The following is a 26,613-nucleotide window of genomic DNA, read 5'->3' as shown; positions in this document are numbered from 1 at the left end:
ATTTTTGTATTCAGATGATTGTTGATATTAATGAATAATGTTTAATATAATGAAATTCTAATATTTTAAAGTAATTACTAATAATGATAAAAATTGAATTTTATTTTAAATGTTTTTAAGTATTATAATTATAGTAATGGACTAAAAAGATAAAATAAACGTTCGATGATTCTTTTCCAGTATGGTCGATTAGCCCATACTTTAGGGTCAATTAATTTGGAATGAGCAATATAATCTTGTTGTATTTTTTTTAAATCGTTGCTAAAAGATTTACTGTCAATTAATAAAGTAATTTCAAAATTTAGCCATAAACTACGTATATCTAAGTTTACAGTCCCTACTAAACTAATTTGTTGATCAATTAATATACTTTTTACATGTAATAATCCTGTTTGAAATTGATGAATAAAAACGCCTGCATCTAGTAATTCACTGAAGAAAGCTCGGCTAGCCCAGTTTACTAATATAGAATCGTTATTCTTTGGAATAATAATATGAACTTCTACTGATCTTTGTGCAGCTGTACAAAGAGCGTATAATAAATCATCGCTAGGGATCAGATATGGTGTTGTGATAATCAGTTGTTTTTGTGCTTTATATAATGAAGTAATTAATACTTGGTGAATTATTCCTTCTGGAAATCCTGGACCGGATGGTATAATTTGAATTGTGTGTTTATTTTTTGATAATAGGTCGGTAGATATAGGTGTTTGCTTCTTTGTTAAGTGAGTTGGAGTTATTAGATGTGGCATAATATGTTCTCCTGTTTCCATTTCCCAGTCAAATGCAAAAATTATTCCCATAGCTGAGGTTGCAGGTCCATCTATACGAATCATAATATCAATCCATTGTCCAACACCAACATTTTGTTTAAATAAGTTAGGATCTACCATATTCATACTTCCTGTATATGCAATATGATTATCAATTAATATCATTTTACGATGTTGTCTTAGATCCATTCGACGCCAAAATATTCGTAGCAAACTAATGTGTAATGCTTCTACGATATTTATTCCAGCTTGTTGTAATATTTTAGGATATGAGCTTTTAAAAAATTTTATACAACCGGCAGAATCTAAAATTAAACGACATTGGATACCTCTTTGAGCAGCTATGATTAATTTACTGGAAATGTAATCTACTAATCCACCGGGCTCCCAAATATAAAATACCATATCAATTCTATGTTGAGCTAATTCAATATCCTGAATTAAAGATATTAAAGTATCATCAATTTTTTTAAATAATCGTATTTGATTGCCTTGTAAAGCTCCTATGCCTTGTCGATGTTTACATAATTTGAATAAAGAAGAAGCGATATCGCTATTTTGGCTGTAAAATATCTCTTTGTAATATTTTTTAAGTTTTTTTATATGAAAGATACTGGATGACCATGCTATTTTACTTCTGTGTAATCGTTTTCTACCGATATTAGGCTCTCCAAATAGTAAATACATGATAATTCCAATTAAAGGTAAAGTATAGATTATTAATAACCAAGCCATAAATGATGGCACAGCTCGACGTTTTAATAAGACTCTAATAGTCACTAGGATAGTTAATCCCCAATATCCAAGTATTAAAGTATAATTAAAAATATTGTAAATCATTAATGTTATATTTATTGTTAACTCCATTTAATAATTAATTTGAATTGTTAATTAATTATATTTAGTGGTACTGTATGCGGATTTTTAATTAAATGTATATTTTTTATTTATATTTTTATTTAAAATTTAAATGTATATTTAATAAAAATTATATTTTTATACTGGTAAATGTAATAATACATGTAATTAAATATTAAGGAATATATTATGAATTAATTTTTATCAATTCATTGTGTTATTGTGATTATGTGAAAAGTAAGGTATTTTATTGAAAATAACTATTCCTGCAATTTTTTCTATTGTGTTATCGTGTAGTTTACATGTTTTTTTTATAATTATAATTATGTTTTATCATATATATTTTGATCCAATAGAGTGTGATGACTTTCATAAAAAACGTCACTACATGACAACTACAATATTATCTTCTGCTAATAATATTATAACAAATAAAACATTACAGACTGATAAAAAGTTACTGGAAACATCTGAATCACTGTCTGTTCTTAAACAACATATAGAACCTACAGTACCATCTTCTTTATCAAATAGAATATTAGAAAATCTTAAAGAGCCAATAAATGATATAGAAAATGATGTTTATATGAATAAAAAAAATGATAACAAAATATATAATGATAGTAATTCTTGTTTGAAGAAATGTGATATTAGTAATCTTAATACTAATAGTATTGGTAAAGCATCATCTAAATCCTATTTTTCTCCTATGAGATGTATATATCCTGAATATCCTCAGAATGCAAAAATATTAGGAATAGAGGGAAGTGTAATAGTTATGTATGATATAGATACAAGGGGAAGAGTTAAAAAAATACGTATATTATCTGCTGTACCTCCTGGAGTATTTGAAAAAAGTATTAAAATTGCTATGTATCGTTGGGTATATGAAATAAAAAAACCAAAAAAAGATTTAACTATTATTTTTAAATTTTCTTTAAATTCAGTGCAGATAATTAAAAATAAACAAAAGTAGCTATGGTAATGATAAATAAATGTATTTCATAAAATTAAATTATAAAATTATCATGTATCATCAAAATTAATCTCATAATTTATATGAGTTTTAATTTTCAAATAATTTATATTATTTTATAGAATGGTATTAAATATGTATAAATGTAATGTATGTATATTCATTATATTTAAAAATTAAAGTGTGTTGAAGAAATTGTTTTTTGGGACATAAACGATTAGCTATATGTTGCCTAATAATAGGTTCATTAATATATTTATCAGATTAAATTATTTTATAATCTTCATAGAAGTTTTTATTAGATGAGTGAATTGTTGTAGCTGTTCTAATAATAAATCAAGATTAAGGCAGTTATTTTCAATAATGTCTGCGATTGCAGAGCCTAAAATAACTCCAGAAGTCCCTAGTAATAGTGATTCATAGGCTTGATTAGGAGTATGTATACCAAAACCTTGTAATATTGGTAAGGATTGTTTTTGTTGTTTTATATTTTTAATTAACATATTTAATATAGTTGTATTAAATTTAGTATTATCGATACCGGTTATTCCTGGTCTAGATAATAAATAAATATATCCTTTTCCTTTATTAGTAATTTTTTTTATTAAATTTAAGTTAGCATTGGGAGGACAAATAAAAATATGTGCTATTTTATAACATATAGAAGCTTTGTAAAACAAAAAACTTTCTTCCATAGGAAGATCTGGAATTAATATAGAATCTATACCAATTTTTGAACAATTGTAGTAAAAATCATTAATTCCATTTTTAATGATTAAATTAGCATAAATTAATAGACCAATGGGTAATTGTGGATATTTAATTCTGATATCATTTATTAATTTTAAACAAATTTTAAAATTTATTCCTGATTTAAAAGCTCGATTCATACTTTTTTGTATTGCTGCTCCGTCTGCTAAGGGATCAGAAAATGGTATTCCTAATTCTAAGGCATCAGCTCCAGATGCTATTAATATATCTATAATATTCATAAAAAAAGTAGGATTAGGATCTCCTATAGTAACGAATGGGACGAAAGCTCCAAGTTTTTGTTGATGTAAGTGGGTGAATAATTCTTGATAACGATTCATGAATATATCTCTTCATTATTTAGTTTATTATGTACTGTCATAATATCTTTGTCTCCGCGACCAGACAAATTAACTATTAAAATTTGTTTTTTATGTGGCTGTTTTTTGATGATTTTTAATGCATATGCTAAAGCATGAGCAGATTCTAGGGCAGGTATTATACCTTCATGCATAGATAATTGTTGGAATGCGTGTATAGCTTCTTGATCAGATACGGAGACGTATTTCACTCTATTGATTTTTTTTAAATAAGCATGCTCTGGTCCAACAGAAGGAAAGTCTAATCCTGCGGCAATAGAATAAGAGTTTTTTATTTGACCTTCTGAGGATTGTAAAATAGGAGATTTCATTCCAAAATAAATTCCTATATCTCCACATTGTAAAGCTGCTCCGTGATATTCTGTATTCAGTCCTAATCCTCCAGCTTCCACTCCTAATAATTGAACTGATGGGATATTAATAAATTTAGAAAATATCCCAATAGCATTTGATCCGCCTCCTATACAAGCAATAATGGAATCTGGTAATTTTTGTTCATAATCTTGTATTTGTTGATATGTTTCTATTCCAATAATTTGTTGAAATTCCTTTACAATAGTAGGAAAGGGGTGAGGACCTGCCACTGTTCCTAGCATATAATGAGTATATTGATAAGTACTTGACCATTCTCGTATTGCTTCATTGCATGCGTCTTTCAATGTAGCAGAACCATGATATACAGGGATAACTTGAGTTCCCAGGAGTTTCATGCGTAATACATTAGATTTTTGTCGATTTATATCTTTTTGTCCCATGTAAATACGACATTTTAATTTTAAAAGAGCTGCAGCAATAGAAACAGCTACTCCATGTTGACCTGCTCCAGTTTCAGCAATAATGTCAGTTTTTTTCATGCGTTTTGCTAATAGTGCTTGTCCTAATACTTGATTTGTTTTATGAGATCCTCCATGTAATAAATCTTCACGTTTTAAATATAATTTACTATGAGTTCCAGATGTTAAATTTCGACATAAAGTTAAGGGAGTAGGTCGTCCAGCGTAATTGTTTAATAGTTCTTTGAGTTCTTGTTGAAAGATTGGACTACTTTGAGCAGATATAAATTCTTTTTCTAGTTCTATTAATGTTGGCATTAAAACTTGAGGTACATACATGCCTCCGAATTCTCCGAAATAAGAATTTAATTTTTTTTGTGTCATATTGATATATAATACCTATTTAATATAAATTTATTTAATATGTGCGTAATATGTGAAATATTTTTGAAATTGCTTGGTGATTTTTAACACCAGGTTTTATTTCTACTCCTGAATTAAAGTCTAAACCTAAGCAACCTATTTTAGATGCTTTTGAACAATTATGTACTGTTAAACCTCCTGCTAAAATTGATTTATTTAATTGTATTTTTGTTGTTGATAGATTTGTCCAGTTAAAAGTTTTACCACTTCCTCCTTTTTCGCTATCTAAAAGATAGCGATCTATATACATTAAAGTAGGTATAAATAATGGTTGATTATTCATGTTAATACTTTTCCATATATGACAAGTAGGTGGTAATTTTATACGTAATTCTTTAATATAATTTTGATTTTCTGTACCGTGTAATTGCACAGCATACAAATTTAATATTTTAACTATATTTATGATGTTTTGTATAGTATCGTTACAAAAAACACCAACATAACATAAATGTGGTATTGTGGATACGATGCTTTGAGCAATGTGTACGTTTATGTAACGCGGGGAATGATCAACAAAAATAAGTCCTCCATATATAGCGCCTGATTTATAAGAAATGTTTGCATCTTCAATTTGAGTAAGTCCGCATATTTTATTTTCTCCTAATATCAATTTTTTAGTTGCTGTATTTAAGTGATCTGAAGATGACATTAAGGTTGTTCCAATTAAAAATCCATGTACATAGCGTCTAAGTTTTTTTATATGATAATGAGTAGTGATACCAGATTCACTAATTTTTATGATTGAGTTAGGGATATTGACACTTAAATTAATAGTACGATTTAAATCAATAGATAAATCATGTAAATTACGATTGTTTATTCCAATAACTTTAGCATTTAAATTTATAGCTCTTTTTAATTCATTTTTATTTGTTATTTCTGTGAGGACACCCATCTTTAGTGAATGTGCAATGGAAGAAAGTTTATAATAAGTATCGTCATCTATAATGGATAATATTAATAAAATTGCATTTGCTTTATGTAAACGTGCGTAATAAATTTGCCATTCTGAAATAAAGAAGTCTTTGCATAATATAGGCTGCGTCACCATATTACTTATTTGAGTTAAAGTATTAAAGTTTCCGTGAAAAAATTTTTCGTCAGTGACTACAGAAATAATTGAAGCGTATTTTTTATAAACATGAATAATTTGAATAGGGTCAGGATGATTACAAATAACATTTTTTGATGGAGAAGCAATTTTATATTCTAATATAAAAATTGTTTGATTTTTGTTATGTAATAATGTTTTGTAAAAGTTTCTTGAGCTAATTTGTATTTTGGACTTTAAGATGTTAATAGGTATACAACGCTCTTGATTCAAAATCCATTTTTTTTTATATGATATGATTTGGTTCAGAATTGTATGTGACATATTTTCATTATGTGTATTGTTAATTTTGTTTATGTAAGCGACGAAGAAAGAGATAATAATTTTTTATAAGGAATTCCAGTATGGATTTTATCTAATGCATTTGATATATTAGAACGTAAGTCATGATATCCAAATAATTTTAATAATACTGCTACATTAGCTGCTATCACAGCAGTATGAGATGGTTTTCCTTTGCCTTTTAATACATTTATTATACTTGTATATGATTCATGTTGTGAATGTGAATATAATTCTTCTAAAGGATATTTATTTAATCCAAAATCTGATGGAGTTAATATATAATTTGTGATTACTCCGTTATGTAATTCAAATACATTTGTATGATTATGTAATCCTACTTCGTCTATGCCATCACAATGTACCACCATCGCTTGATGATAATTTAACAATTTTAATACTTGAATTATTGGAAATAATAATTCCCGTTTATATACTCCAACTAAAGTTATTGGAGGTTTGGCTGGATTAATTAATGGTCCTATTATATTAAATAAAGTAGGAATTTTTAGTTGTTTTCTTATATGACTTACGTCTTGAAATATTTTATAATACTGAGAAGCGCATAAGAAACATATTCCTAATTTGTTAAAATTTTTAATTGATTGATTAATATCTATATCTGTATAGATGTTACATTGATTTAGTAGATTTATTGAGCCACCAGTTGAGCTAGACGCATTATAATTACCATGTTTAATGATATTAATGCCACAGGTTGAAGCAACTATTGCACTGGCTGTAGAAATATTAATAGTATTTTTATTATCTCCTCCTGTACCTGAAATATCTGCAAATAATTTGTTGACTTTTGGAAAAGGTTTAGAGTGAGATAATAATACTTTTGTTGCTCCTAAAATTTCTTCAATAGTTTCTCCACGTCTTTGCATATTAATAAGAGCTTCTGAAATTTCTATTGAAGATAGTTGTTTATTTATAATATCATAAAATAATTTTTCACTCTGTGCTTGAGTAAGATTATTGCCTTGGCATAATGTTTTGAGGATATCTTTCATAATAATATATTTATTCTTTTATATTAGTTAAATTATTAGCCCATATAATAGTTTGGTGTATTAATTGTGTTCCATATGTAGTTAACACAGATTCCGGATGAAATTGAAATCCGCAGATTCGGTCAAAATCATTGCGAATAGCCATAGCTATATGATTTTTATAATAAGCATTAATTTTTAAGTTAATAGGAATGTTAATTCCTATTAATGAGTGATATCTAGCTACTAATAGTGGATTGGGAATATTAGTGAACATAGCTAGTTCATCGTGATACACTAAAGAAGATCTCCCGTGGAAAATTTCTGATGATTGTGATATGTATCCTCCATAAGATTGTATTAATGCCTGGTATCCTAAACATATTCCTATGATCGGAATATGCCCTCGTAGTTTTTTTATTAAGTTCATCATACAACCAGAATTTTGTGGAGATCCAGGGCCAGGGGATAATATTAAAATGGGGTTATCTACGTTATTGACAACATTTATAATTGCTGAATCTGACAATCGATTAGAGTATATTAGTACTTGATGATTTTTACTGCGTAATTGATCTACTAAATTATATGTAAATGAATCGATATTATCTAATAGTATTATATTCACCATTATTAAAATATTTCCTTGGAATTATGTGCTATTAAAATTGCTTGTAGTACAGCTTTTGCTTTATTTCGACTCTCATCCGCTTCAGATTGTGGTATAGAATCTATTACAATTCCTGCTCCAGCTTGTATAGTTGCTACATTGTTCACAACATAAGCAGATCGAATAATAATACACGTATCCAAACTTCCTGTTCCTGTCAAATAACCTATAGCTCCTCCATATGTATTTCTGCGTTTTTTTTCTACTTCATAAATAATTTGCATTGCTTTAATTTTTGGAGCTCCTGTTAAAGTGCCCATATTCATGCATGCCCTATAAGCATGAAGTATATCTAAATCATGACTTAATTCTCCTACTACTTTAGATACTAAATGCATAACGTAAGAATAACGATCTACTTTAAGTAAATCAGATATATAACGACTACCTGTTTTACATACTCGAGCTAAATCGTTTCTTGCTAGATCTACTAACATTAAATGTTCTGATAATTCTTTTTGATTTAATCGCATTTCAAGTTCGACGCGATTATCTGCATCTATGTCCAACGAGCCATCATCACGATATACGCGAGCTCTAGTTCCAGCTATGGGATAAATTTCAATTTTTCTAGTGTTAGAATCATATTTTAATGAACTTTCCGGTGAAGCTCCAAATAAAGTAAATATTTTGTCTTGCATGAAAAACATATAGGGACTAGGGTTATTGATCTTTAAAGCATGATATGCTGCTAATGGAGAAGGACATGGAAGAAAAAAACATCTTGATGGAACAGCTTGAAGAATTTCTCCTTGACGTATAAAATTTTGTATTTTATGTATGATCTTTTTATATGATGTATCATTTTGATTACAACTTAATTTCATATTTTGTACGGTTGTATAAGGAATAGAACATGGAGTATGGTTTATTTGTTTTTTAAGCTCATTCATTCTATTGTATAATCTATTTTTTTCTAGAGTGTCTGGTGTAAATAGTGTTCCATTTAATTCAGCAATATGTTTTTGATGATCGAAAATTAATAGTGTTTCAGATAAATAAAAACAATAATCTGGGCATTCAGGATAATTATGTAATTTAGGAATTGGCTCGAAACAAGATATTAAATCATAAGAAAATAAACCTCCTAAAAATATAGATTTTGGATCATCTGCAGGTGATTGCATTATTTTCAATAATGTTCGTAATCCGTCAAAAATAGAAATTGATTTAAGTTGACTATCTTCATCTAAATTATTTTGTATAATAGGAAATTTCAATTGTATTTTACTATATGTTTTTATAATTTTGACAGCATTAGGTAAAGCTCGAGCTAGTATAGCTAATAAGTTAGCACCATTTTGAGTAAAAGCACATATTGTCACATTAGTATCATAAGCAGAAATTCTTAGAGCACTATCAATGATCATCATACTTTCAATATTATGTTGTTTTTTAATTTCTGATGATTCTAATAATAATGTTGAATGTCGATTTCTACATAATTGGTGAAAAACTATTGTAGGATTTGGATGATAAGGAACTTGAATTTTGAAGTTTTCTATTCGTTGTCTTATGTATCCCATTATTTATATTTCCTTAAATATTTTAATTAAAATAGGATTATGTTAATTAATAATATTTATCCATTTAATATGTGTATGAAATTAAATGTTTGATTTTAAATAGCTAATATAACAATTTATAATATTAAATTCATATTAATACTAGGTTTTTCACAAAAAGTCAAATCTTCAATAATTTAAAAATTAAAGATAAAGTTATTGTCAAATAAATTGAAATTTTTATAAATATAAATTTATTTGATTCTTGTTAAAGTTCATTTAAATATATAAAATATTAATTTTTTGAATGATGTTTATTCATTTAATATGAATACTTCAAGTATATAAAAATTTATAAAATTTTTAGTATATTAGGATCCGTATATTACATTGTAACTATTATTAATTTAATTTATAGATAGATTATAGAAATACAGCAAATGTAACTATATATTTTTTATGTGTTAAATAAGTTTATAGTATTTTTATATTAAGTTTATATTTTGTTAAAGATTTATGTATGAAGTGTATTGTTATCGATAGTAGTTATTTTGATTGATAAATTTTTATTATAACTATGATCATTGTCTTATAAATAACAGGATCATACATTGTAATATATAAAGTAGCCGAGTTTGATAGTGATTATTCTTAATAATAGCAGTTGTCGTGGCAATATGTATGAATATAATTTTCAGGTATGTTTTAAAAAAAGAATGACGAATTATTGTTGGTAATGCAGATATTTATCATGGAGTAGTAATGAGTTTTATTAAAGCTATACTTATATTATAGATTTTTAATTTATAAAATATTGGTTTTTGTAAGAGTAGATATTTAAATTTAATTATTAAATTAATTTTGTATTTTATATTAAATGTGCAACATAATTATATGTTGTTATTTATGGTAAATATTAAGTAAGTGCCCTAATTTAGATTTTTTAGTATCTAAGTATTTAGAATTTTTTGAATTTCTTCCAACTATTAGAGGAATTCTTTCAACAATATTGATATTAGAATTGTTTAATACTGTAATTTTTTGGGGATTGTTAGTTAATAGACGTATCGTATGTATATTTAGTAATTTTAATATATCTGCACATATAGTAAAATCTCTTTCGTCTGCGTGAAATCCGAGATATTGATTTGCTTCTACAGTATCTGCTCCATTATCTTGTAAAGAATAGGCTCGAATTTTATTTAATAAGCCAATATTACGCCCTTCTTGACGATGATAAATAAGAATGCCTCGACCTTCTGTCGTAATATAATGTAGAGCAGTATTTAATTGAAAACCACAATCACATCGAGAACTAAATAAAACATCTCCTGTTAAACATTCAGAATGCACTCGTGTTAAGACTGGTTCTGGACCTGATGTGTTTCCATATATTAAAGCTATATGATTTTGTCTAGTACAGTGGTCTTCAAAGCCAACAATTAAAAAATTGCCCCATAGTGTTGGTAATTTTGCTTTTCCTACTTGTTTAAGTCGCATTATTGTAATCTCCTATAAATTTTTATAATTATTTATATTTATTTGTTTGTATCAGGATATTATTAATACAGGCTACTGTTTTTTAAATATTGAAGATTTAATATATATGTTTTTATATTAATAGTTGTTTAATCATTGTATTTTTTTAGTTAAAACATTTGGTTGTTATATAGTTTATTGTTATTATTAGTATTCATTACGTATTAATTTAGTTAATTACATTATTTAGTTAATTAAATTCAATTACATATTTATATACAATTTTTATTTATATTTTTAAAAATTTTTTATAAAAGTTTTTGAATTATTAATGTTAAGTTTAATGATAGAGTAATGAAGTTTAATACATTATTTATAATAACATGATTTATTTAATTTTCATTTGTTATGGAAGTTTTATTGATTATTTTATTTTTTCATGGTTATAATTATAGTATGTTAATTTAACATTTGTGAAAAATCATAAAGGTAACGTATTATGTAATGTATTTTTAATAATTTTTTAAAAAGAGAAATATTTCGGATTATAGAAGGATTAAAAATTAAAATGATGGAATTTATTTTAAGAATATGTGTTAAATGATTCATGTGATTATTAATGAATTATAGTAAGTATTAGATAATTTATATTATGAACGTATGATATAGAATTAATTGTGTTAATTGTATTTATGTAATTAAGAATAATGGGTTACCACAAAGATGGCATTATTAAAGAATAAGCGTATTTTAATAACTGGAGTAGCTAATAACAAATCAATAGCTTGTGGTATAGCTAAAGCTTTATATAGAGAAGGAGCGGAATTAGCATTTACTTATCATACTGATAAATTAAAATTAAGAGTTCAAGAAATTACTAAACTTTATTCGTTAGATAAAATAATTTTGCCTTGTGATGTTTCTTCTGATAGTGCTATTGAGCATTTATTTATTGAATTAGAAAAAAAATGGGATAAATTTGATGGTTTTGTGCATTCTATTGCTTTTGCTCCTACTGAACAATTGAGAGGAGATTATGTTGATAATGTTACTCGTGCAGGTTTTGAAATATCACATGTAGTTAGTTCTTATAGTTTTGTTGGAATAGCAAAAGCATGTAGAAGAATGTTGCGAAGAAATTCATCTTTATTAAGTTTGACTTATTTAGGATCTAATAGGGTTGTACCGAATTATAATGTAATGGGGTTAGCTAAAGCATCTTTAGAATCAAATGTTAGGTATATGGCAGAAGCAATGGGTCCAGATGGTATTCGCGTTAATGCTATCTCTTCTGGTCCTGTCAGAACGTTAGCATCTTCTGGTATTTTAAATTTTAGAAAAATGTTATCTTATTATGAACGATGTTCTCCGATTCGTCGTAATGTTACAGTTGAAGAAGTGGGGAATGTTGCTGCTTTTTTATGTTCTAATTTATCTTCTGGTATTACTGGAGAGATTGTATATGTTGATGGAGGATTCAATATTGTTTCTAATACAGATGATGTATAGCACAGTATGACAGTATATATAAAAATTATTTTTTAATTTTTGTTATTAATATAAGGTTTGTTGAGTTGTTTAGTATTTTTTCTTTTATTTTTACTACTTTAAAAGGGTTAAGATGAAATATCATATTATACCAGTTACTTCTTTTCATCAAAATTGTTCAGTAGTTTGGTGTGAAAAATCCAATGATGCAATTGTAGTGGATCCTGGTGGAGAAAAGGAAAAGTTATTGAAAGAAATAGATTATTTGAATGTTAATATTAGTAAAATTGTATTAACTCATGGTCATATTGATCATGTTGGCGGTGCTATAGATTTGAAAAAATATTATAATGTTCCAATCTTTGGCCCACATAAAGATGATGAGTTTTTAATGAATGATTTAGGATTGCAATGTCAAATTTTAAAAATTGATAAAGCTTATAATTTTTCAGTTCATCCTGATTTTTGGTTAGAAGATGGAGATATAATACAAGTAGGTTATGAGGTTTTTAAAGTTTTACATTGTCCAGGTCATTCTCCAGGTCATGTAGTTTTTTGGAATGAATTGTGTAAATTTATAATCATGGGGGATGTTTTATTTAAAAAAAATGTTGGAAGATCGGATTTACCAGGAGGTAGTTATCTTACTTTGATCGAATCAATTAAAAATAAATTACTTGTTTTAGAGGATGATGTTACTTTTTTACCAGGTCATGGTCCCATTTCTACTATTGGATATGAGCGTAAAAATAATGTTTTTTTAACATAAGTAAATAGAATGAGTATAAGGAAAAAATGAAAAGAGTTAAGAAGGTAAATGATTTAATTTAGGTTAATAGTGCTATTTTATTTGTTATATTATTTTATTTAATAAAATAAAAAGAAACCCAACAGTATTATATATTTGTTTTGGATTTTGGGTGTGTTAAAAAATTTTATATATGGATTCACATATATGTGTGATGTTATCTGTTGATACTCCTGCTAAATTTATTCTACCAGAATCTACTAGATAAATTCCTGATTGTTCGCGTAATTTAATTACTTGATCTGAGTTAAATCCCATGTAAGCAAACATGCCTTTTTGGTTTTTAATAAAATCAAAATTTTGTTTTTTATAATTTTTGTAATTATTTAAATTTTTTAAAAGTAAAAAACGCATGCTTTTAATATATTCTCTCATACATTTTAGTTCATTTTTCCATATATGTAATAACGATGGGTTCGTTAATATGGCAGAAACGATAGCTGCTCCATGAGCAGGGGGATTAGAATAATTAGCTCTAATAGTAGATTTTAACTGACTAAGTGTGCGTTCAGCATGGTTACTATTTTGTGCTATTATAGTACATGCTCCTATACGTTCGTTGTATAAACCAAAATTTTTAGAATAAGAATTACATATTATTAATTCTGGATTTCTTTTACAAAAAAGGTGTAGTCCTGTTAAATCAGATTCTAGACCAGAATCAAAACCTTGATAAGCTAAGTCAAATAAAGGTATCCATCCATTTTTTTCAGAATTTTCGGATAAAATTTTCCATTGTTCTATTGTTGGATCAATACCTGTTGGATTATGACAGCAACAGTGCAACAAAACTATATCTGAGGCTTTTACTGAAAAATTTAATGTATTTATTAATTTTTCAAAATCAAGTGAATGTTTTGATTGATTATAATATGGGTAAGAATGAATTTCTAGCCCTGATGCATGAAAAATATTTTTATGATTTATCCAACTGGGATCGCTAATCCATATGCGTTGTTTTTTTTTAGAATAAGCATTACGATTGTTAGCAATACATTCAGCAATTATTCTTAGAGCTCCAGTTCCCCCTGGGGCTTGAACAGTCCTTATACGCTGTTTTGATATGATAGATTCATCTTGTCCGAATAATAACGATTGAGTTGCATTTATGAATGAATGCATACCTTCAATGTTCAAATAATTTTTGCTAATTTCTTTTTTTAATAAGAAACTTTCAGCATGTTTAACGCTTTCTAGAACCGGAGCTGCACTAATTTTGTTAACGTATACCCCAATACCTAAATTAATCTTTTCTTTTCTAAGGTCATTAGAAAAGATTTGAGATAAACCAAGAATAGGATCAGAAGGCGCCATTAACATTGATTCAAACATAATCGCTATATCCAATGTGATAATAATATTAATGTCTTAAATTATATCAAAACTTATTATAAATAACAATTATTAATTTTAATATATATCAAAATTTAATATTTTTAAAAACTCTAGGAAAGGGAATAGTGTCTTTTATATTTTTTATTCCTGTAATATATGCCAATAATCTTTCAAAACCTAATCCAAATCCTGCATGAGGCACTGTTCCATATCGTCTTAAGTCTCGATACCACCAATAATTTTGTTTTGAAAGATTATTTTCTAATAATCGCTCGTCCAATATTGTTAATCGCTCTTCTCTTTGAGAACCTCCAATAATCTCTCCAATCCCAGGAATTAATATATCCATAGATGCGACAGTTTTATTATCATCATTCAAACGCATATAAAAAGCTTTTATATTTTTTGGGTAATTTACTATAATGATAGGAGATTTAAAATATTCTTCTGATAAATATTTTTCATGTTCAGAAGATAAATCAGCTCCCCAGTATATTGTATTTTTGAAATTTTTATTACTACATTTATTTAATAAATTTATTGCATCTGTATATTCTATATAAGCAATTTTACTATTTAGAAAATTTTCTAATCGTTCAATAAGATTATATTTTGAATGATATGAGCAATATGTTATATCGGCAATACATTTTTCTAAAATAATTTTAATGATATTTATTAAAAAAGATTGTGCTAATTCAATGATATCATTTAGATTTGAAAAAGCAATTTCTGGCTCTAACATCCAAAATTCTGATAAATGTCGATTAGTATCGGAATGTTCTGCTCGAAATGTTGGTCCAAAAGTATAAACTTTAGACAATGCACAAGCATGAGTTTCTATATTTAATTGACCAGATACTGTCAAAAAGGCTTTTTTTCCAAAAAAAAATTGTTTCAAATTTTTATTTGAAGCAGAAGAATGATTAGGTTTTTTTTCATCATCTAAGGCCTCTGAAACACAAAACATTCTACTATTTCCTTCTGTATCTAATGAAGTAATTATTGGAGTAGGTATCCATAAAAATTCTTTTTTATGCATAAAATTATGAATAGATTGAAATAAAATATGTCTAATACGTGTAATAGATCCAAAAATGTGTGTTCTTGCTCTTAAATGCGCAAAATTCCTTAAATGTTGCATAGAGTGTTTTTTAGGTGCGATGGGATAAGTATCAGGTTGATCTATCCATCCTAATACTGCTATATGTGAGGCAATAAGCTCTATATTTTGTTTATTGCCAATAGATTTTACTATTTTACCACAAACCATTATAGAACAGCCACTAGTTAAATGTAATATTTCTTTTTTATAATTATGTAAGTTTTCTCCAGCAATTACTTGTAAAGTGTCTAAACAAGATCCGTCATTCAAGTTAAGAAAAGAAATTTTAGATTTAGAATGTCGTTGAGTTCGAATCCAACCACATACAGTAATTTTAGTATTTTCTGGAACAAGTTGTTGTAATATATTTGAAATAGATGTTTTTTTCATAAGAATTCCTATGTATTTGGTATTATAACTATCTTACTAAGATGTGATATAAAATTATATAGTTTAAAAAATAATATTATTAATTTTTTGTTATAAAAATTGCATATAAAATAATTCAATGATTATTTTATATGCAAAATATTGAGTGTTATGTACTAAAAGTTGCAATGTTTTTGAATAATCCAACTTTTAAATCAGTTGCAGTGTAAATTATTTTTTTGTCACATAAAACTTCTCCATCTGCCATTCCCATAATTAATGTTCTATTGATAATTTTTCGGAAATGAATAAAGTAGGTAACTTTTTTTGATGTTGGTAAAATTTGTCCAGTAAATTTTACTTCTTTTACTCCTAAAGCACGTCCTTTACCTTCTCCTCCCATCCAACCTAAATAGAATCCTACTAATTGCCACATTGCATCTAATCCTAAACATCCTGGCATAACAGGATCATTAATGAAATGACAATTAAAAAACCACATGTCTGATCGAATATCTAATTCTGCTGATACAAAACCTTTATTATAATTTCCTCCATTTGTAGTCATTTTTGTTATTCGATCTAACATTAGCATATTAGGAGCAGGTAATACTGGTCCTTTATTTCCGAATAGCTTGCCTTGACTTGAATTTAATAAATCTTCTTTTGTATAAAATTTACGTTTATTTAACATATAAACATTTGTCCTATTGAATATGGCATTTAAATTGTTTTTCATTTTTAATGATTTTAAATAAAATAGTTCTTATATTATTTTGAATGATTATAAATTAATGAATATTTTTATATAAAACTATATATATTTTTATTATTTGTGATAAATATTATTTTTTAAAATTAAATAGTGCTTTATAAACAATAATAGTTAAGATATTAAATTTAATCGAATAAAATTAAGTGTATAATACGAAAATTGTTTTATATGATTTATTAAATATTTGTAAAGATATAAAATTAATTTCTTAATCGGGGAGATTTTAATTGTAGTCTAATAGATTCAGAAAGATCATCTAAGGTAGATTGTTCTGGATGTATAGGAGTATCTTCATAACTTAGTTGAACTTCTGATAAATAAGTATGAATGGGTTTACCATCTTCATCTTCCATGACTACATGATACCATGGGAATTTTCTTAAAGAATCATCTCCAGTAATTTCATCTAAAGTTGGTTTTTCTAAAGAATATTCTGGATCTACATCTATTATTACTCCTAAATATCCTAATAGTTTATGTCGAACTTGTTGTCCTATTCCGAATTTACTAAAAACCATTGTAACATACTCCGATATTACTAATCATATAATTATTATAAATATGGGATAATTATTGTAAAATCAAGAGTTAATGAATAGATAAATTCTTTATAATTATAATTTTTATAGATTAAAGAAAAAATTAGAAAGTATTACATTGATAGTATTATAAACATTTTTTAGGTTTTGGAAGACCAGAAATTTTTGAAATTTGTTGAATAACAGATTTTTTGGGAAATAATTGAATTAAGTATCTACTATTTCCTTTTTTTTGGCCGTATTTTAATGTTATTATATTAATAATTGTTTGAATTTTTGGTAACATTTTGTATTCCTTATAAAACATTCGTACAAAATGAATGATTTCCCAATGTATTTTGTGTAGTGTAATTTTTTCTGAATCAGCCAATTTAGTAGCTACTGTTATGTTCCAATCTTCAAAATTTGTTAAATATCCTTCTAGATCGGTATTAATATTGAGTTGGTTTTTTTTCATAAATAAATTGTTAAATAAAAAAACAATTGAAATGATTTTAAATAATTATTATTATAATATAGTTCATGATACAATGTATACATTATAATATATATTTTTGTATTTTATAAAAATTTAAATTCTGAAATACATCTATTCATAAAAGATTCATTTTTGGAGGAGTGGCCGAGTGGATGAAGGTGCTGGTCTTGAAAACCGGTAATGTGTATAACATTCTAGAGTTCGAATCTCTACTCCTCCAAAAATGAATCTTTTATGAATAGATGTATTATAATGTTTTATACTATGTGTTATATTTTAAATTAACTGAAAATTCTCATTGGGTCGTATAGGATTCGAACCTATAACCAATTGATTAAGAGTCAACTGCTCTACCAGTTAAGCTAACGACCCATATTTTATTAGTAAACTGAAGTGAATAAAATATATAAAACAATTCTTCTGAGTTCCCAAATAAAAGGTTTTGAGTATTTTAAAATTATGTATAATAACTATTAGTTTATTTATAATCAAATATTATAAATATAGAAAATTAATGTTTATTATATATGATATTTTAAAATATTGTAAATTTTCTAATGTGCCAATGTTTTTAACGTTGTTAAGATTAATTATGGTACCATGTTTTACAATAGTATTTTATTTGCCAGTATATTGGGGACCAATGCTTTGTGCTATTATATTTTTTATTGCTGCTGTTACAGATTGGTTTGATGGATTTTTAGCGAGACGATGGAAACAAACTAGTAAATTTGGTAAATTTTTAGATCCGGTAGCGGATAAAATTATGATTGTTACGGCATGCATTTTGGTATCTGAATATTTTCATGTATGGTGGATAACTTTGCCTATATCTACTATGATTATTAGAGAAATTATTATTTCAGCATTACGAGAGTGGATAGCTAAAATTTATAATTTTCAAGATCTTTCTGTTTATTGGTTAAGTAAAATAAAAACTTTTATACAAATGTCTTCATTACTTGCGTTATTATGTAGATTTAATGAATGGACGGTGATAATAGGAATAATAGCTTTATATATTGCAGTGTTATTGACATTGTGGTCAATGTGTTATTATTTATATATTGCGTGTAGTATGATTATGAAATTATAATTTTAATTTAAGTATTATTAATTATTTTTTGATATTTAGAATTTTAAATAAAAAAATATTAATAAAAATTGATAAAGTTTTTTGAGTTATAACTATTTATAGTCATTAAGGCGCGTTGACAGAGTGGTGATGTAGCGGACTGCAAATCCGTTTAGCTCGGTTCAAGTCCGAGACGCGCCTGTTTTGTGAATGATTATTTAATGTACTAATTAGAGTTAGTATGTATTATATTTATTTTAATGAATAACGCCCGGGTGGTGGAATAGGTAGACACAAGGGACTTAAAATCCCTCGGCTTTGTGCTGTACGAGTTCAAATCTCGTCCCGGGTATTATAGATATAATCTTATATGAACTTATTAATATATATTAAATATGTTTTATTTTATATTATTCTTAATAATTGATTATTAAGTTTTAAAGGAAGAAGTTACAATTTAATAAATTATTATTGTAAATTGTAAAGAAACTCAGACATTATTATTTAATAGTTATTGGGTGATAACAATTGGCACTCCTAAGCGTTCTTCTGTAATTTGATTAACTTTTGAAAAATTGATGTTTTTAGAATTTTGATTTATTAGTGAATATGTATATGATTTTAAGTTATGTGTATTTATTATATTATTTGTTTTATTGCTGGTTTTTTTAGTAAACAAAGGAGTATGTATTTCTAAATATTGAATTCCATTTGAATCAATAGCCGTTTTTACTGGTTCGTTTATAAATTCTACTCTAGTTCCAATTGGAACTAGAGTATATAGGGTTTTTATATCTTCTATTCTCAGTCTGATACATCCTCTTGTTACTCTTAATCCAATTCCAAGATTTGTGTTTGATCCGTGTATTGCATAACTATTTCCTAAATATAGAGCGTAAGATCCAAGAGGATTATTAGGACCAGATAAAACCATTGTTGGCAATATTTCAGCATGCTTTATGTATTCATCACGCATATTTTGAGTTGGTATCCAGATAGGGTTTTTTTTTTACATTTTACTGACGTTATCCATTTCGATGGGGTTTCATGATCAATAGTACCAATAGATATAGGGAACACCATAACAATATTATTATTTTTCATATTGGTATAGTAATATAATCTCATTTCAGCACTATTTATAATAATTCCTGTGTGAAGAGTATTTGGTAAAATAAGTTTTTTAGGAATAAGAATTGATTGTCCTGGGTCTGGTAAATATAAATCAATAGTAGGATTAGCAGCTAATATATTACGTAAACCTATTTTAAATTTTTCAGCGAAATATTCTAAAGAGTGTGTATTATGTTTAGGGATAATATATTTTAAGTTCTCCCCAATAATTTTATTATTGTCAGATAAAAAATAAATATCTGCAAAAACATAACAAAAATTCATGCTTATAATAATATATATTAGTATTTTCAATGATTTATTCTCTGATCAAATCTCGTATTAGCAAAAAAATTTAAGCAGAATAACGTTTATTTTAAAATTGTTATATATTTAAAACTAAGTATATCATAATAATGGGAAACAAAATTTATAATTAAATCAATTTAATTATAAAAATGATTTTTTATTATTTAATGGTGTTAATCAAAACGATTTTTCTAAAACGAAAAATAGATTGAAATGTATTTATTTGAAATTTTTATTTTAAATTTATATAAGTAATGTATTAAATTATATTTATGTAAGTGATTTTTATAAAATTTACATGAGAATTTTTTATTTGTAAGTAAAAATTAAATATATGTCTAATAGTTTTTTAAATTGTTAATAATATTTTATAAAATACTTATAGTCTTTTATTAAGGAAAGATTTTTTTAATTTACTTATTTTCCAAAAATGTTAATTGTTATAATTTTTTATATTCTAGTTTAATAGAAGTTTTTATTTTTATATTGATTGTTCTCTTCTTTTAAATTTTTTTTCGATTGATGTGCAGGTTTTTTTATATTTACAATAGAAAAATTATCAATAGAATGGTTTATATTATTTTTAGTACGTTTTGAAAAATATATATTACTATATATATTTTTTTCATAATATAAATTTGATGAATCCCGATAACTATAATTATTTTTGTTGTTTTTGTAGTTAATGTTGGAATTGTTTTTTTTTCTATTATTTATATTGCGTTTATTCTCCATGCAAGTATTATATTGAAATAATTTTTTAGGATTTTTATTATATTTGATATCTTTTTTTTTGTTAAAATAAAAAATATATTTTTTGAAAAATGAATGAAAGTTAATTATTTTAATTATTTTTATAATATTTTTGCTAAATTTTAATTGTAATAGATGATTTAAAAAATATAATATTTTTTGATAATATTTAACTAAATATGTTGTAATGTATGTTATTTGCATTAATTTCTTTTGATTGATGGCAATATCATAGTTTTTTATAGTAGCACTTCCTTCAAAGGAAGTTAAGTTATTATTTTGATACGTTGCTAATAAATAGCTTGGTTTGTTGTTATTATTATTTATTTCTCCTTTACGTATACGACGTACCTCATAATTTGGTGTCTTCATTTGTTCATGTGGCACTATAATTGCTCGTACTCCTGTTTGGCGTTGTTCGATATTACTAATAGCTTTTCTTTTTTCGTTAAGTAAATATGATGCAATAGCTACTGGAACAATTGCATGTACTTCACAAGTATTTTCTTTTAATGCTTCTTCTTCAATGACACGTAAAATAGATAACGAAAGTGACGCATTATCTCGAATACTGCCTGTTCCACTGCAGCGAGGACAAACATGATGACTAGATTCATCCAATGAAGGTCTTAATCGTTGTCTAGATAGTTCCAATAATCCAAATTTAGAAATACGACCGACTTGAATGCGCGCTCTGTCTTGCCGAACTACTGTACGAAGAGTATTTTCAATTTCTCGTTGATGGCGATTTGATATCATGTCTATGAAGTCTATTACTACCAATCCACCTATATCTCGAAGACGTAATTGTCGAGCTATTTCATCTGTTGCTTCTAAATTTGTATTAAAAGCTGTATCTTCAATATCGATACCTTTTGTAGATCGAGAGGAATTAATATCAATCGCTGTTAATGCTTCAGTAGTATCAATTACAATCGACCCTCCAGATGGTAAACGTACTTCATGTTGAAATGCAGATTCAATTTGAGATTCAATTTGATAATGACTAAACAAAGGAATATCTCCATTATATAATTTAATTTTTTTTACAAAATCCGGTTTACCTAAAGAGGTAATGTGTTCTTTTGCTATATTTAAGATATTTGGATTATCAATTAAAATTTCTCCTATATCTGGTCGTAAATAATCTCGAAATGCTCTAACAATTACATTGCTATCTTGATGGATTAGAAACGGAGCTAATCGAGCAGATGCAGTATTTTTGATAGTTTTCCAGTGTTGTAATCGAGAAGTTAAATCCCACTCTAATGCTTCTGTAGATTTTCCAACTCCAGCTGTACGGATAATTAAACTCATACCTTCTGGCAATTCTAATGAGGATAAAGTTTCTTTTAATTCTATTCGATCATTTCCTTCAATTCTTCGTGAAATACCTCCAGCTTTAGGGTTATTTGGCATTAAAACTAAATAGCTTCCGGCTAAACTAATAAAAGTAGTTAGTGCAGCACCTTTATTTCCTCTTTCTTCTTTACTTATTTGTACAATTAATTCTTGCCCTTCTCGTAATGTATCTTTAGCGTTGGATTTATTTTGCAAACATGATGACGAAAGAAAATATTCTCGAGCAATTTCTTTCATCGGTAAAAATCCGTGTCGTTCTGATCCGTAATCTACAAATACTGCTTCCAAACTGGGTTCTATTCGAATAATTTTTCCTTTATAAATGTTAGATTTTTTTTGGGCATGTCCGATTATTTCAATATCTAAATCATATAAACGTTGCCCATCTACCAATGCTACTCGAAGTTCTTCTTTTTGAGTAGCGTTAATTAGCATTCTTTTCATTATAATTTACTCAATGTTAATATTATTTTATATTTTGTAATATAAATATATTTTTTAAAACTTAAGTATGTTTTAAAAATTAATATTTTTGTAATATTGTAAATAATAAAATTTATTATTAATTTAGTAATTTTAATTATTATTTTTATTTTATATCATTAATATATTATTGTTTTTTATTTCGATTTATTTTTTAGTTAAAAATAACGTTTTAAATATCAAATGTATTATATTTCAGCATAACTATATGGTGGTTGAATTGTATTATATAGTTAAAATATATTGCGCTATTATAATAATATTTATGAAATATTGAGTATATTTTTGTATTAAGATATTGTGATTAATTTAAGGTTTTTATTAATTATAATGTTTATAATTAATAGCTTTATTATATTAAAACAATTCACGAATTACTATTCTCTCATAAAAGAAAATAATATTATTTATATGTATTTTGAATTTTTGAAAATTTTTTAGAGAAAAATAATTGATAATATTGCTAGTATATGTGCTTTTAATAATATGAAACTCATGATATATTTTTCATATTGCATATGTAAATTCAATATTAATCCTAAAGATAAAAGTAAATTAATATCAATAAATCACTAATATATTTAAAAAATATCTAATTAAATGTAATTAATATAATTAAATTTTTTATATGTTTAGATATATAAATCTTTGTAGGAATATAATTCTATATTTATTATAATAAAGCTTCAATATTATGATTAAACAGCAAGTTTTATTAATATCATTAATTTTTTAGTTAATGTATTTAAAAATTTTAAAATCAGGCATATTTAAAATTCTATCAATTATTAGAGACAGATATTAGCATCTTTTATATTGTTGATATAAATAGGTAGTTAATTTTTAAAACATTTCAATGAAATTATTATTCATATAATATGAATTATGAACGATGAAATTTATTGTAGAGTTATAGTAAATTTTTTATTTTATTATTAGTTACATTAATTTTTTTAATCTACAGAGTAATATATAAAATATAGTTATCATGTTTTGGTTGTTTAGTATGTCTATTTATTATATATTATTACAACAAATAATATATAATAATTTTAAAAATAATTTTTTAGTATCTAAGCATTAGAAAATACTTTTATATGTTTCGTTCATTTACATGTATTTTCGATACTGTATCAGTTATAGCTAAGAAAACATTATTAATATAATAATACAAAAAAAAGAGTAATTATATATTTTAATTTGTAATTATGAAAGTTATAACTTTCATATTAAAAGTGATAATTGTTGTAATAATCAATTATATATATAAAATTTAGTTTTATTTATAAAATTATTTTATTTAATATCGGTTAAGTTTTAGTAGTTTGTTGTGAATTTGATGTATTTAGTACAAAAATATTTATTTTTGATTATAAAATAATGTTTCATTACTTTTAATAAGAAATATCAAAAAAAATTAAAAGAGGTGTATTATGGCAGTTCAACAGAATAAATCCACTCGCTCTAAACGAGGTATGCGTCGTTCTCATCATGCTTTGAAATTAGCAAATCTATCAATAGATCAAATATCTAAAGAAATTCATCGTCGGCATCATGTCACTGACAGTGGTTTTTATAAAGGATTAAAAGTGATTAAAAAATTAACTTCACATAACATATAGTTTTGAAAAATTTAGTTCTTGCTTTAGATGCGATGGGTGGGGATTTTGGTCCGGAGGTGACTGTACCTGCTTCTTTGAGGGCTTTGAATTTATATCCAAAACTTAAGCTGTTGTTGGTTGGTAATCCTAATAAAATTAAGCTTGTTTTAAAAAAAAATAACATTAAATATGTTGACAGATTAATTATAGTGCCCTCAAAATCTGTAATTAACGACAATGACAGACCATCTCAAGCTATCAGAGTAAGTAAAGATACATCAATGCGAGTTGCATTGGAATTGATTAAGTCAGGTCATGCTCAAGCTTGTGTTAGCGCAGGAAATACTGGCGCTCTTATGGGATTAGCAAAATTAGTTCTGAAATCTATTCATGGAATAGATCGACCTGCTTTAACAGCATTTTTGCCAAATCAAAATAAAGGAAAGACGGTAATTTTGGATTTAGGCGCTAATATTTTATGTAATGACTTGATGTTAGTGCAGTTTGCTATTATGGGAACAGTATTATCAGAACAAATTATAGGAATAAATAATCCTAAAGTAGCTTTATTAAATATAGGGTCAGAAGAGTCTAAGGGTTTAGATAATATTCGTCAGGCATCAAAAATATTGCATACTATTTCCTCAATTCAGTATATTGGTTATATTGAAGCTAATGATTTATTAATGGGGAAAACAGATGTTTTAGTTTGTGATGGGTTTTCTGGAAATATTACGTTGAAAACTATGGAGGGAGTTATAAGAGTTATTTTGTCTTTACTTCAAAAGTCAGAAGGAAAAAATAAGATATATTGTTATTTTATTAAAAATATCAAATATTGGTTTAGTAAAATTCTTTTTAAAAGATTTATTCAATTAAATCCAGATCAATATAATGGAGCGTATTTGGTAGGATTGCGTAGCACGGTAATAAAGAGTCATGGGGGGGCTAATCAGTATGCATTTGCTAAAGCCATAATTCAAGCTATTCATGCAGTGGAAAGAAAAATACCAGAAAAAATTGCTGATCGATTAAGTAAGATGATTTTATCTCAAAATAATTAGCACTGATAATATATTATATGTTTACTAGAATTTTTGGAACAGGTAGTTATTTGCCTGAACATATTAGATCGAATATTGTATTAGAAAAAATGGTAGATACTTCAAATGAATGGATTATAGCTCGTACTGGTATTCAGGAACGTCGTATATCTAATTCTTATGAAACTGTTGCTAAAATGGGTTATTTTGCATCTAAACAGGCGTTAGATATGTCGAATATTCACCCTAGTAAAATAGGTGTGATTATTGTTGCGACAACATCTTCGAGTCATGCGTTTCCTAGTTCAGCTTGCCAAATTCAACGTGATTTAAATATACGAGATACTATTGCTTTTGATTTAGCAGCAGCTTGTTCTGGTTTTATATATGCATTAAATGTAGCAGATCAATATATTAAGAATGGTACTGTTGAATACGCCCTAATTGTGGGATCAGATATTTTAAGTCACTCTTTAAATCCTAAAGATCGAGGTACACTAATCTTATTTGGAGATGGAGCTGGAGCAGTAATATTAGGTCGTTCAAATGATCCAGGGATTATTTCTACGCATTTACATGCTAATGGTAAACATGGAGATTTATTAACTTTGCCAAATTGTAACAGATGTTTAAATTCTTGTTCATCTATTTATTTAACAATGTCTGGTAATAAAGTATTTAAAATGGCTATTTCTATATTAACACATGCTGTCCAAGAATCTTTAAGAGCAAATAATTTACATCAAGATGAGTTAGATTGGTTAATACCTCATCAAGCCAATTTAAGAATTATTTCTGCTGCTGCTAAACGATTAAATATAGATATGAAAAAAATAATAATTACTCTTGATAAACATGGGAATACTTCAGCAGCTTCTATTCCTTTAGCGTTAGACGAAGCTGTTCGAGATGGACGTATTAAATTGAACCAATTATTATTATTGGAAGCATTTGGTGCAGGATTTACTTGGGGGTCGGTTTTATTACGTTTATAAATAA

General features: G+C 26.2%; 23 protein-coding genes and 4 tRNA genes. 10 read left to right on the top strand and 17 right to left on the bottom strand.

What is annotated here, in order from left to right:
* Positions 1–128 precede the first annotated feature (128 nt).
* The gene (gene cls / locus Bpudo544_RS02180) at positions 129–1,613 is read right to left on the bottom strand and encodes a cardiolipin synthase (RefSeq protein WP_500825130.1); all 1,485 of its coding nucleotides are present in this window, start codon (positions 1,611–1,613) and stop codon (positions 129–131) included.
* Positions 1,614–1,881: 268 nt separating this feature from the next.
* Here cls and Bpudo544_RS02175 point away from each other — a divergent pair, with 268 nt between their 5' ends.
* Complete coding sequence (locus tag Bpudo544_RS02175) at positions 1,882–2,607, top strand: TonB family protein (RefSeq protein ID WP_500825129.1); 726 nt, start codon at positions 1,882–1,884, stop codon at positions 2,605–2,607.
* A gap of 269 nt (positions 2,608–2,876) precedes the next feature.
* On the opposite strand, the gene trpA is transcribed toward Bpudo544_RS02175, so the two are convergent.
* From trpA to ribA, 7 genes are all read right to left on the bottom strand, one after another.
* The gene (gene trpA / locus Bpudo544_RS02170) at positions 2,877–3,698 is read right to left on the bottom strand and encodes a tryptophan synthase subunit alpha (protein ID WP_500825128.1); all 822 of its coding nucleotides are present in this window, start codon (positions 3,696–3,698) and stop codon (positions 2,877–2,879) included.
* Positions 3,695–4,894 (bottom strand): tryptophan synthase subunit beta, encoded by a 1,200-nt coding sequence (gene trpB, locus Bpudo544_RS02165; RefSeq protein WP_500825126.1) that lies wholly within the window; start codon positions 4,892–4,894, stop codon positions 3,695–3,697. Before trpB ends, trpA begins: the two co-directional genes overlap by 4 nt.
* Positions 4,895–4,928: 34 nt before the next feature.
* Positions 4,929–6,311 carry a bifunctional indole-3-glycerol-phosphate synthase TrpC/phosphoribosylanthranilate isomerase TrpF gene (gene trpCF / locus Bpudo544_RS02160; protein ID WP_500825125.1) on the bottom strand — a complete coding sequence of 461 codons (1,383 nt, stop codon included), beginning with the start codon at positions 6,309–6,311 and terminating at the stop codon, positions 4,929–4,931.
* Between the two features lie 29 nt (positions 6,312–6,340).
* Positions 6,341–7,345 carry an anthranilate phosphoribosyltransferase gene (gene trpD / locus Bpudo544_RS02155; RefSeq protein ID WP_500825123.1) on the bottom strand — a complete coding sequence of 335 codons (1,005 nt, stop codon included), beginning with the start codon at positions 7,343–7,345 and terminating at the stop codon, positions 6,341–6,343.
* A gap of 10 nt (positions 7,346–7,355) precedes the next feature.
* Positions 7,356–7,955 (bottom strand): glutamine amidotransferase-related protein, encoded by a 600-nt coding sequence (locus Bpudo544_RS02150; protein ID WP_500825122.1) that lies wholly within the window; start codon positions 7,953–7,955, stop codon positions 7,356–7,358.
* Between the two features lie 2 nt (positions 7,956–7,957).
* Positions 7,958–9,520: an anthranilate synthase component 1 gene (locus Bpudo544_RS02145; protein WP_500825120.1), complete on the bottom strand. Its 1,563-nt coding sequence runs from the start codon at positions 9,518–9,520 to the stop codon at positions 7,958–7,960.
* An 879-nt stretch (positions 9,521–10,399) separates the two neighbouring features.
* Entirely contained in the window at positions 10,400–10,999 is a 600-nt protein-coding gene (ribA, locus tag Bpudo544_RS02140) for a GTP cyclohydrolase II (protein WP_500825119.1), read from the bottom strand.
* Between the two features lie 702 nt (positions 11,000–11,701).
* Between ribA and Bpudo544_RS02135 the strand changes: the two genes are divergently transcribed.
* Together Bpudo544_RS02135 and Bpudo544_RS02130 are read left to right on the top strand one after the other, a co-directional pair.
* Positions 11,702–12,487, top strand: a complete 786-nt coding sequence (locus Bpudo544_RS02135) for an enoyl-ACP reductase FabI (RefSeq protein WP_500825118.1) — start codon at positions 11,702–11,704, stop codon at positions 12,485–12,487.
* A gap of 112 nt (positions 12,488–12,599) precedes the next feature.
* Positions 12,600–13,235 carry an MBL fold metallo-hydrolase gene (locus Bpudo544_RS02130; protein WP_500825117.1) on the top strand — a complete coding sequence of 212 codons (636 nt, stop codon included), beginning with the start codon at positions 12,600–12,602 and terminating at the stop codon, positions 13,233–13,235.
* 156 nt (positions 13,236–13,391) lie between these two features.
* Here the strand turns inward: Bpudo544_RS02130 and Bpudo544_RS02125 are convergent, their stop codons facing one another.
* The 5 genes from Bpudo544_RS02125 to Bpudo544_RS02105 all read right to left on the bottom strand — a co-directional run bounded on the left by Bpudo544_RS02125 (position 13,392) and on the right by Bpudo544_RS02105 (position 17,854).
* A complete protein-coding gene (locus Bpudo544_RS02125; protein ID WP_500825116.1) occupies positions 13,392–14,606 on the bottom strand; it encodes an amino acid aminotransferase in 1,215 nt (404 codons plus the stop codon).
* 88 nt (positions 14,607–14,694) lie between these two features.
* Positions 14,695–16,104 (bottom strand): asparagine--tRNA ligase, encoded by a 1,410-nt coding sequence (gene asnS, locus Bpudo544_RS02120; RefSeq protein ID WP_500825114.1) that lies wholly within the window; start codon positions 16,102–16,104, stop codon positions 14,695–14,697.
* A gap of 148 nt (positions 16,105–16,252) precedes the next feature.
* Entirely contained in the window at positions 16,253–16,777 is a 525-nt protein-coding gene (gene fabA / locus Bpudo544_RS02115; protein ID WP_500825113.1) for a bifunctional 3-hydroxydecanoyl-ACP dehydratase/trans-2-decenoyl-ACP isomerase, read from the bottom strand.
* Between the two features lie 281 nt (positions 16,778–17,058).
* The gene (gene hspQ / locus Bpudo544_RS02110; RefSeq protein WP_500825111.1) at positions 17,059–17,376 is read right to left on the bottom strand and encodes a heat shock protein HspQ; all 318 of its coding nucleotides are present in this window, start codon (positions 17,374–17,376) and stop codon (positions 17,059–17,061) included.
* Positions 17,377–17,524: 148 nt separating this feature from the next.
* Positions 17,525–17,854: a TusE/DsrC/DsvC family sulfur relay protein gene (locus Bpudo544_RS02105; protein ID WP_500825110.1), complete on the bottom strand. Its 330-nt coding sequence runs from the start codon at positions 17,852–17,854 to the stop codon at positions 17,525–17,527.
* A 155-nt stretch (positions 17,855–18,009) separates the two neighbouring features.
* On the opposite strand from Bpudo544_RS02105, the gene Bpudo544_RS02100 reads away from it, so the two are divergent.
* Positions 18,010–18,095 (top strand) — tRNA-Ser (locus Bpudo544_RS02100).
* Between the two features lie 79 nt (positions 18,096–18,174).
* On the opposite strand, the gene Bpudo544_RS02095 is transcribed toward Bpudo544_RS02100, so the two are convergent.
* Positions 18,175–18,247 (bottom strand) — tRNA-Lys (locus Bpudo544_RS02095).
* A 142-nt stretch (positions 18,248–18,389) separates the two neighbouring features.
* Here Bpudo544_RS02095 and pgsA point away from each other — a divergent pair.
* The 3 genes from pgsA to Bpudo544_RS02080 all read left to right on the top strand — a co-directional run bounded on the left by pgsA (position 18,390) and on the right by Bpudo544_RS02080 (position 19,302).
* Complete coding sequence (gene pgsA / locus Bpudo544_RS02090; RefSeq protein WP_500825108.1) at positions 18,390–18,971, top strand: CDP-diacylglycerol--glycerol-3-phosphate 3-phosphatidyltransferase; 582 nt, start codon at positions 18,390–18,392, stop codon at positions 18,969–18,971.
* Between the two features lie 109 nt (positions 18,972–19,080).
* Positions 19,081–19,151, top strand: a tRNA-Cys gene (locus Bpudo544_RS02085).
* A gap of 68 nt (positions 19,152–19,219) precedes the next feature.
* A tRNA-Leu gene (locus tag Bpudo544_RS02080) sits at positions 19,220–19,302 on the top strand.
* 159 nt (positions 19,303–19,461) lie between these two features.
* On the opposite strand, the gene Bpudo544_RS02075 is transcribed toward Bpudo544_RS02080, so the two are convergent.
* From Bpudo544_RS02075 to rne, 3 genes are all read right to left on the bottom strand, one after another.
* Positions 19,462–19,926, bottom strand: coding sequence for a L,D-transpeptidase family protein (locus Bpudo544_RS02075; protein ID WP_500825106.1), 465 nt, complete (start codon positions 19,924–19,926; stop codon positions 19,462–19,464).
* On the bottom strand, positions 19,908–20,348 hold the full coding sequence (locus Bpudo544_RS02070) for a L,D-transpeptidase family protein (RefSeq protein ID WP_500825105.1): 441 nt from the start codon (positions 20,346–20,348) through the stop codon (positions 19,908–19,910). The genes Bpudo544_RS02075 and Bpudo544_RS02070 overlap by 19 nt, the downstream gene beginning before the upstream one ends.
* 486 nt (positions 20,349–20,834) lie before the next feature.
* Positions 20,835–22,931, bottom strand: a complete 2,097-nt coding sequence (rne, locus tag Bpudo544_RS02065; RefSeq protein WP_500825103.1) for a ribonuclease E — start codon at positions 22,929–22,931, stop codon at positions 20,835–20,837.
* Between the two features lie 1,472 nt (positions 22,932–24,403).
* Between rne and rpmF the strand changes: the two genes are divergently transcribed.
* From rpmF to Bpudo544_RS02050, 3 genes are read left to right on the top strand one after another with little or no spacing between them, the layout of a single operon-like run.
* The gene (rpmF, locus tag Bpudo544_RS02060) at positions 24,404–24,592 is read left to right on the top strand and encodes a 50S ribosomal protein L32 (RefSeq protein WP_500825102.1); all 189 of its coding nucleotides are present in this window, start codon (positions 24,404–24,406) and stop codon (positions 24,590–24,592) included.
* Positions 24,593–24,594: 2 nt separating this feature from the next.
* Positions 24,595–25,635 (top strand): phosphate acyltransferase PlsX, encoded by a 1,041-nt coding sequence (gene plsX, locus Bpudo544_RS02055; protein ID WP_500825100.1) that lies wholly within the window; start codon positions 24,595–24,597, stop codon positions 25,633–25,635.
* A 17-nt stretch (positions 25,636–25,652) separates the two neighbouring features.
* Positions 25,653–26,609 carry a beta-ketoacyl-ACP synthase III gene (locus Bpudo544_RS02050; protein ID WP_500825099.1) on the top strand — a complete coding sequence of 319 codons (957 nt, stop codon included), beginning with the start codon at positions 25,653–25,655 and terminating at the stop codon, positions 26,607–26,609.
* Positions 26,610–26,613 lie beyond the last annotated feature (4 nt).

This window comes from Blochmannia endosymbiont of Camponotus pudorosus (assembly GCF_059934925.1).
Note: the sequence above shows the minus strand (reverse complement) of the source record. Positions and strands in the feature narration are given on the sequence as shown.

What these genes read in the sequence shown, in the direction of transcription:
- cls (WP_500825130.1), bottom strand. Translation starts at nt 1,613, where the DNA reads ATGATTTACAATATTTTTAATTATACTTTAATACTTGGATATTGGGGA.
- trpA (WP_500825128.1), bottom strand. Translation starts at nt 3,698, where the DNA reads ATGAATCGTTATCAAGAATTATTCACCCACTTACATCAACAAAAACTT.
- trpB (WP_500825126.1), bottom strand. Translation starts at nt 4,894, where the DNA reads ATGACACAAAAAAAATTAAATTCTTATTTCGGAGAATTCGGAGGCATG.
- trpCF (WP_500825125.1), bottom strand. Translation starts at nt 6,311, where the DNA reads ATGTCACATACAATTCTGAACCAAATCATATCATATAAAAAAAAATGG.
- trpD (WP_500825123.1), bottom strand. Translation starts at nt 7,345, where the DNA reads ATGAAAGATATCCTCAAAACATTATGCCAAGGCAATAATCTTACTCAA.
- Bpudo544_RS02150 (WP_500825122.1), bottom strand. Translation starts at nt 7,955, where the DNA reads ATGGTGAATATAATACTATTAGATAATATCGATTCATTTACATATAAT.
- Bpudo544_RS02145 (WP_500825120.1), bottom strand. Translation starts at nt 9,520, where the DNA reads ATGGGATACATAAGACAACGAATAGAAAACTTCAAAATTCAAGTTCCT.
- ribA (WP_500825119.1), bottom strand. Translation starts at nt 10,999, where the DNA reads ATGCGACTTAAACAAGTAGGAAAAGCAAAATTACCAACACTATGGGGC.
- Bpudo544_RS02135 (WP_500825118.1), top strand. Translation starts at nt 11,702, where the DNA reads ATGGCATTATTAAAGAATAAGCGTATTTTAATAACTGGAGTAGCTAAT.
- Bpudo544_RS02130 (WP_500825117.1), top strand. Translation starts at nt 12,600, where the DNA reads ATGAAATATCATATTATACCAGTTACTTCTTTTCATCAAAATTGTTCA.
- Bpudo544_RS02125 (WP_500825116.1), bottom strand. Translation starts at nt 14,606, where the DNA reads ATGTTTGAATCAATGTTAATGGCGCCTTCTGATCCTATTCTTGGTTTA.
- asnS (WP_500825114.1), bottom strand. Translation starts at nt 16,104, where the DNA reads ATGAAAAAAACATCTATTTCAAATATATTACAACAACTTGTTCCAGAA.
- fabA (WP_500825113.1), bottom strand. Translation starts at nt 16,777, where the DNA reads ATGTTAAATAAACGTAAATTTTATACAAAAGAAGATTTATTAAATTCA.
- hspQ (WP_500825111.1), bottom strand. Translation starts at nt 17,376, where the DNA reads ATGGTTTTTAGTAAATTCGGAATAGGACAACAAGTTCGACATAAACTA.
- Bpudo544_RS02105 (WP_500825110.1), bottom strand. Translation starts at nt 17,854, where the DNA reads ATGAAAAAAAACCAACTCAATATTAATACCGATCTAGAAGGATATTTA.
- pgsA (WP_500825108.1), top strand. Translation starts at nt 18,390, where the DNA reads ATGTTTATTATATATGATATTTTAAAATATTGTAAATTTTCTAATGTG.
- Bpudo544_RS02075 (WP_500825106.1), bottom strand. Translation starts at nt 19,926, where the DNA reads ATGCGTGATGAATACATAAAGCATGCTGAAATATTGCCAACAATGGTT.
- Bpudo544_RS02070 (WP_500825105.1), bottom strand. Translation starts at nt 20,348, where the DNA reads ATGAATTTTTGTTATGTTTTTGCAGATATTTATTTTTTATCTGACAAT.
- rne (WP_500825103.1), bottom strand. Translation starts at nt 22,931, where the DNA reads ATGAAAAGAATGCTAATTAACGCTACTCAAAAAGAAGAACTTCGAGTA.
- rpmF (WP_500825102.1), top strand. Translation starts at nt 24,404, where the DNA reads ATGGCAGTTCAACAGAATAAATCCACTCGCTCTAAACGAGGTATGCGT.
- Bpudo544_RS02050 (WP_500825099.1), top strand. Translation starts at nt 25,653, where the DNA reads ATGTTTACTAGAATTTTTGGAACAGGTAGTTATTTGCCTGAACATATT.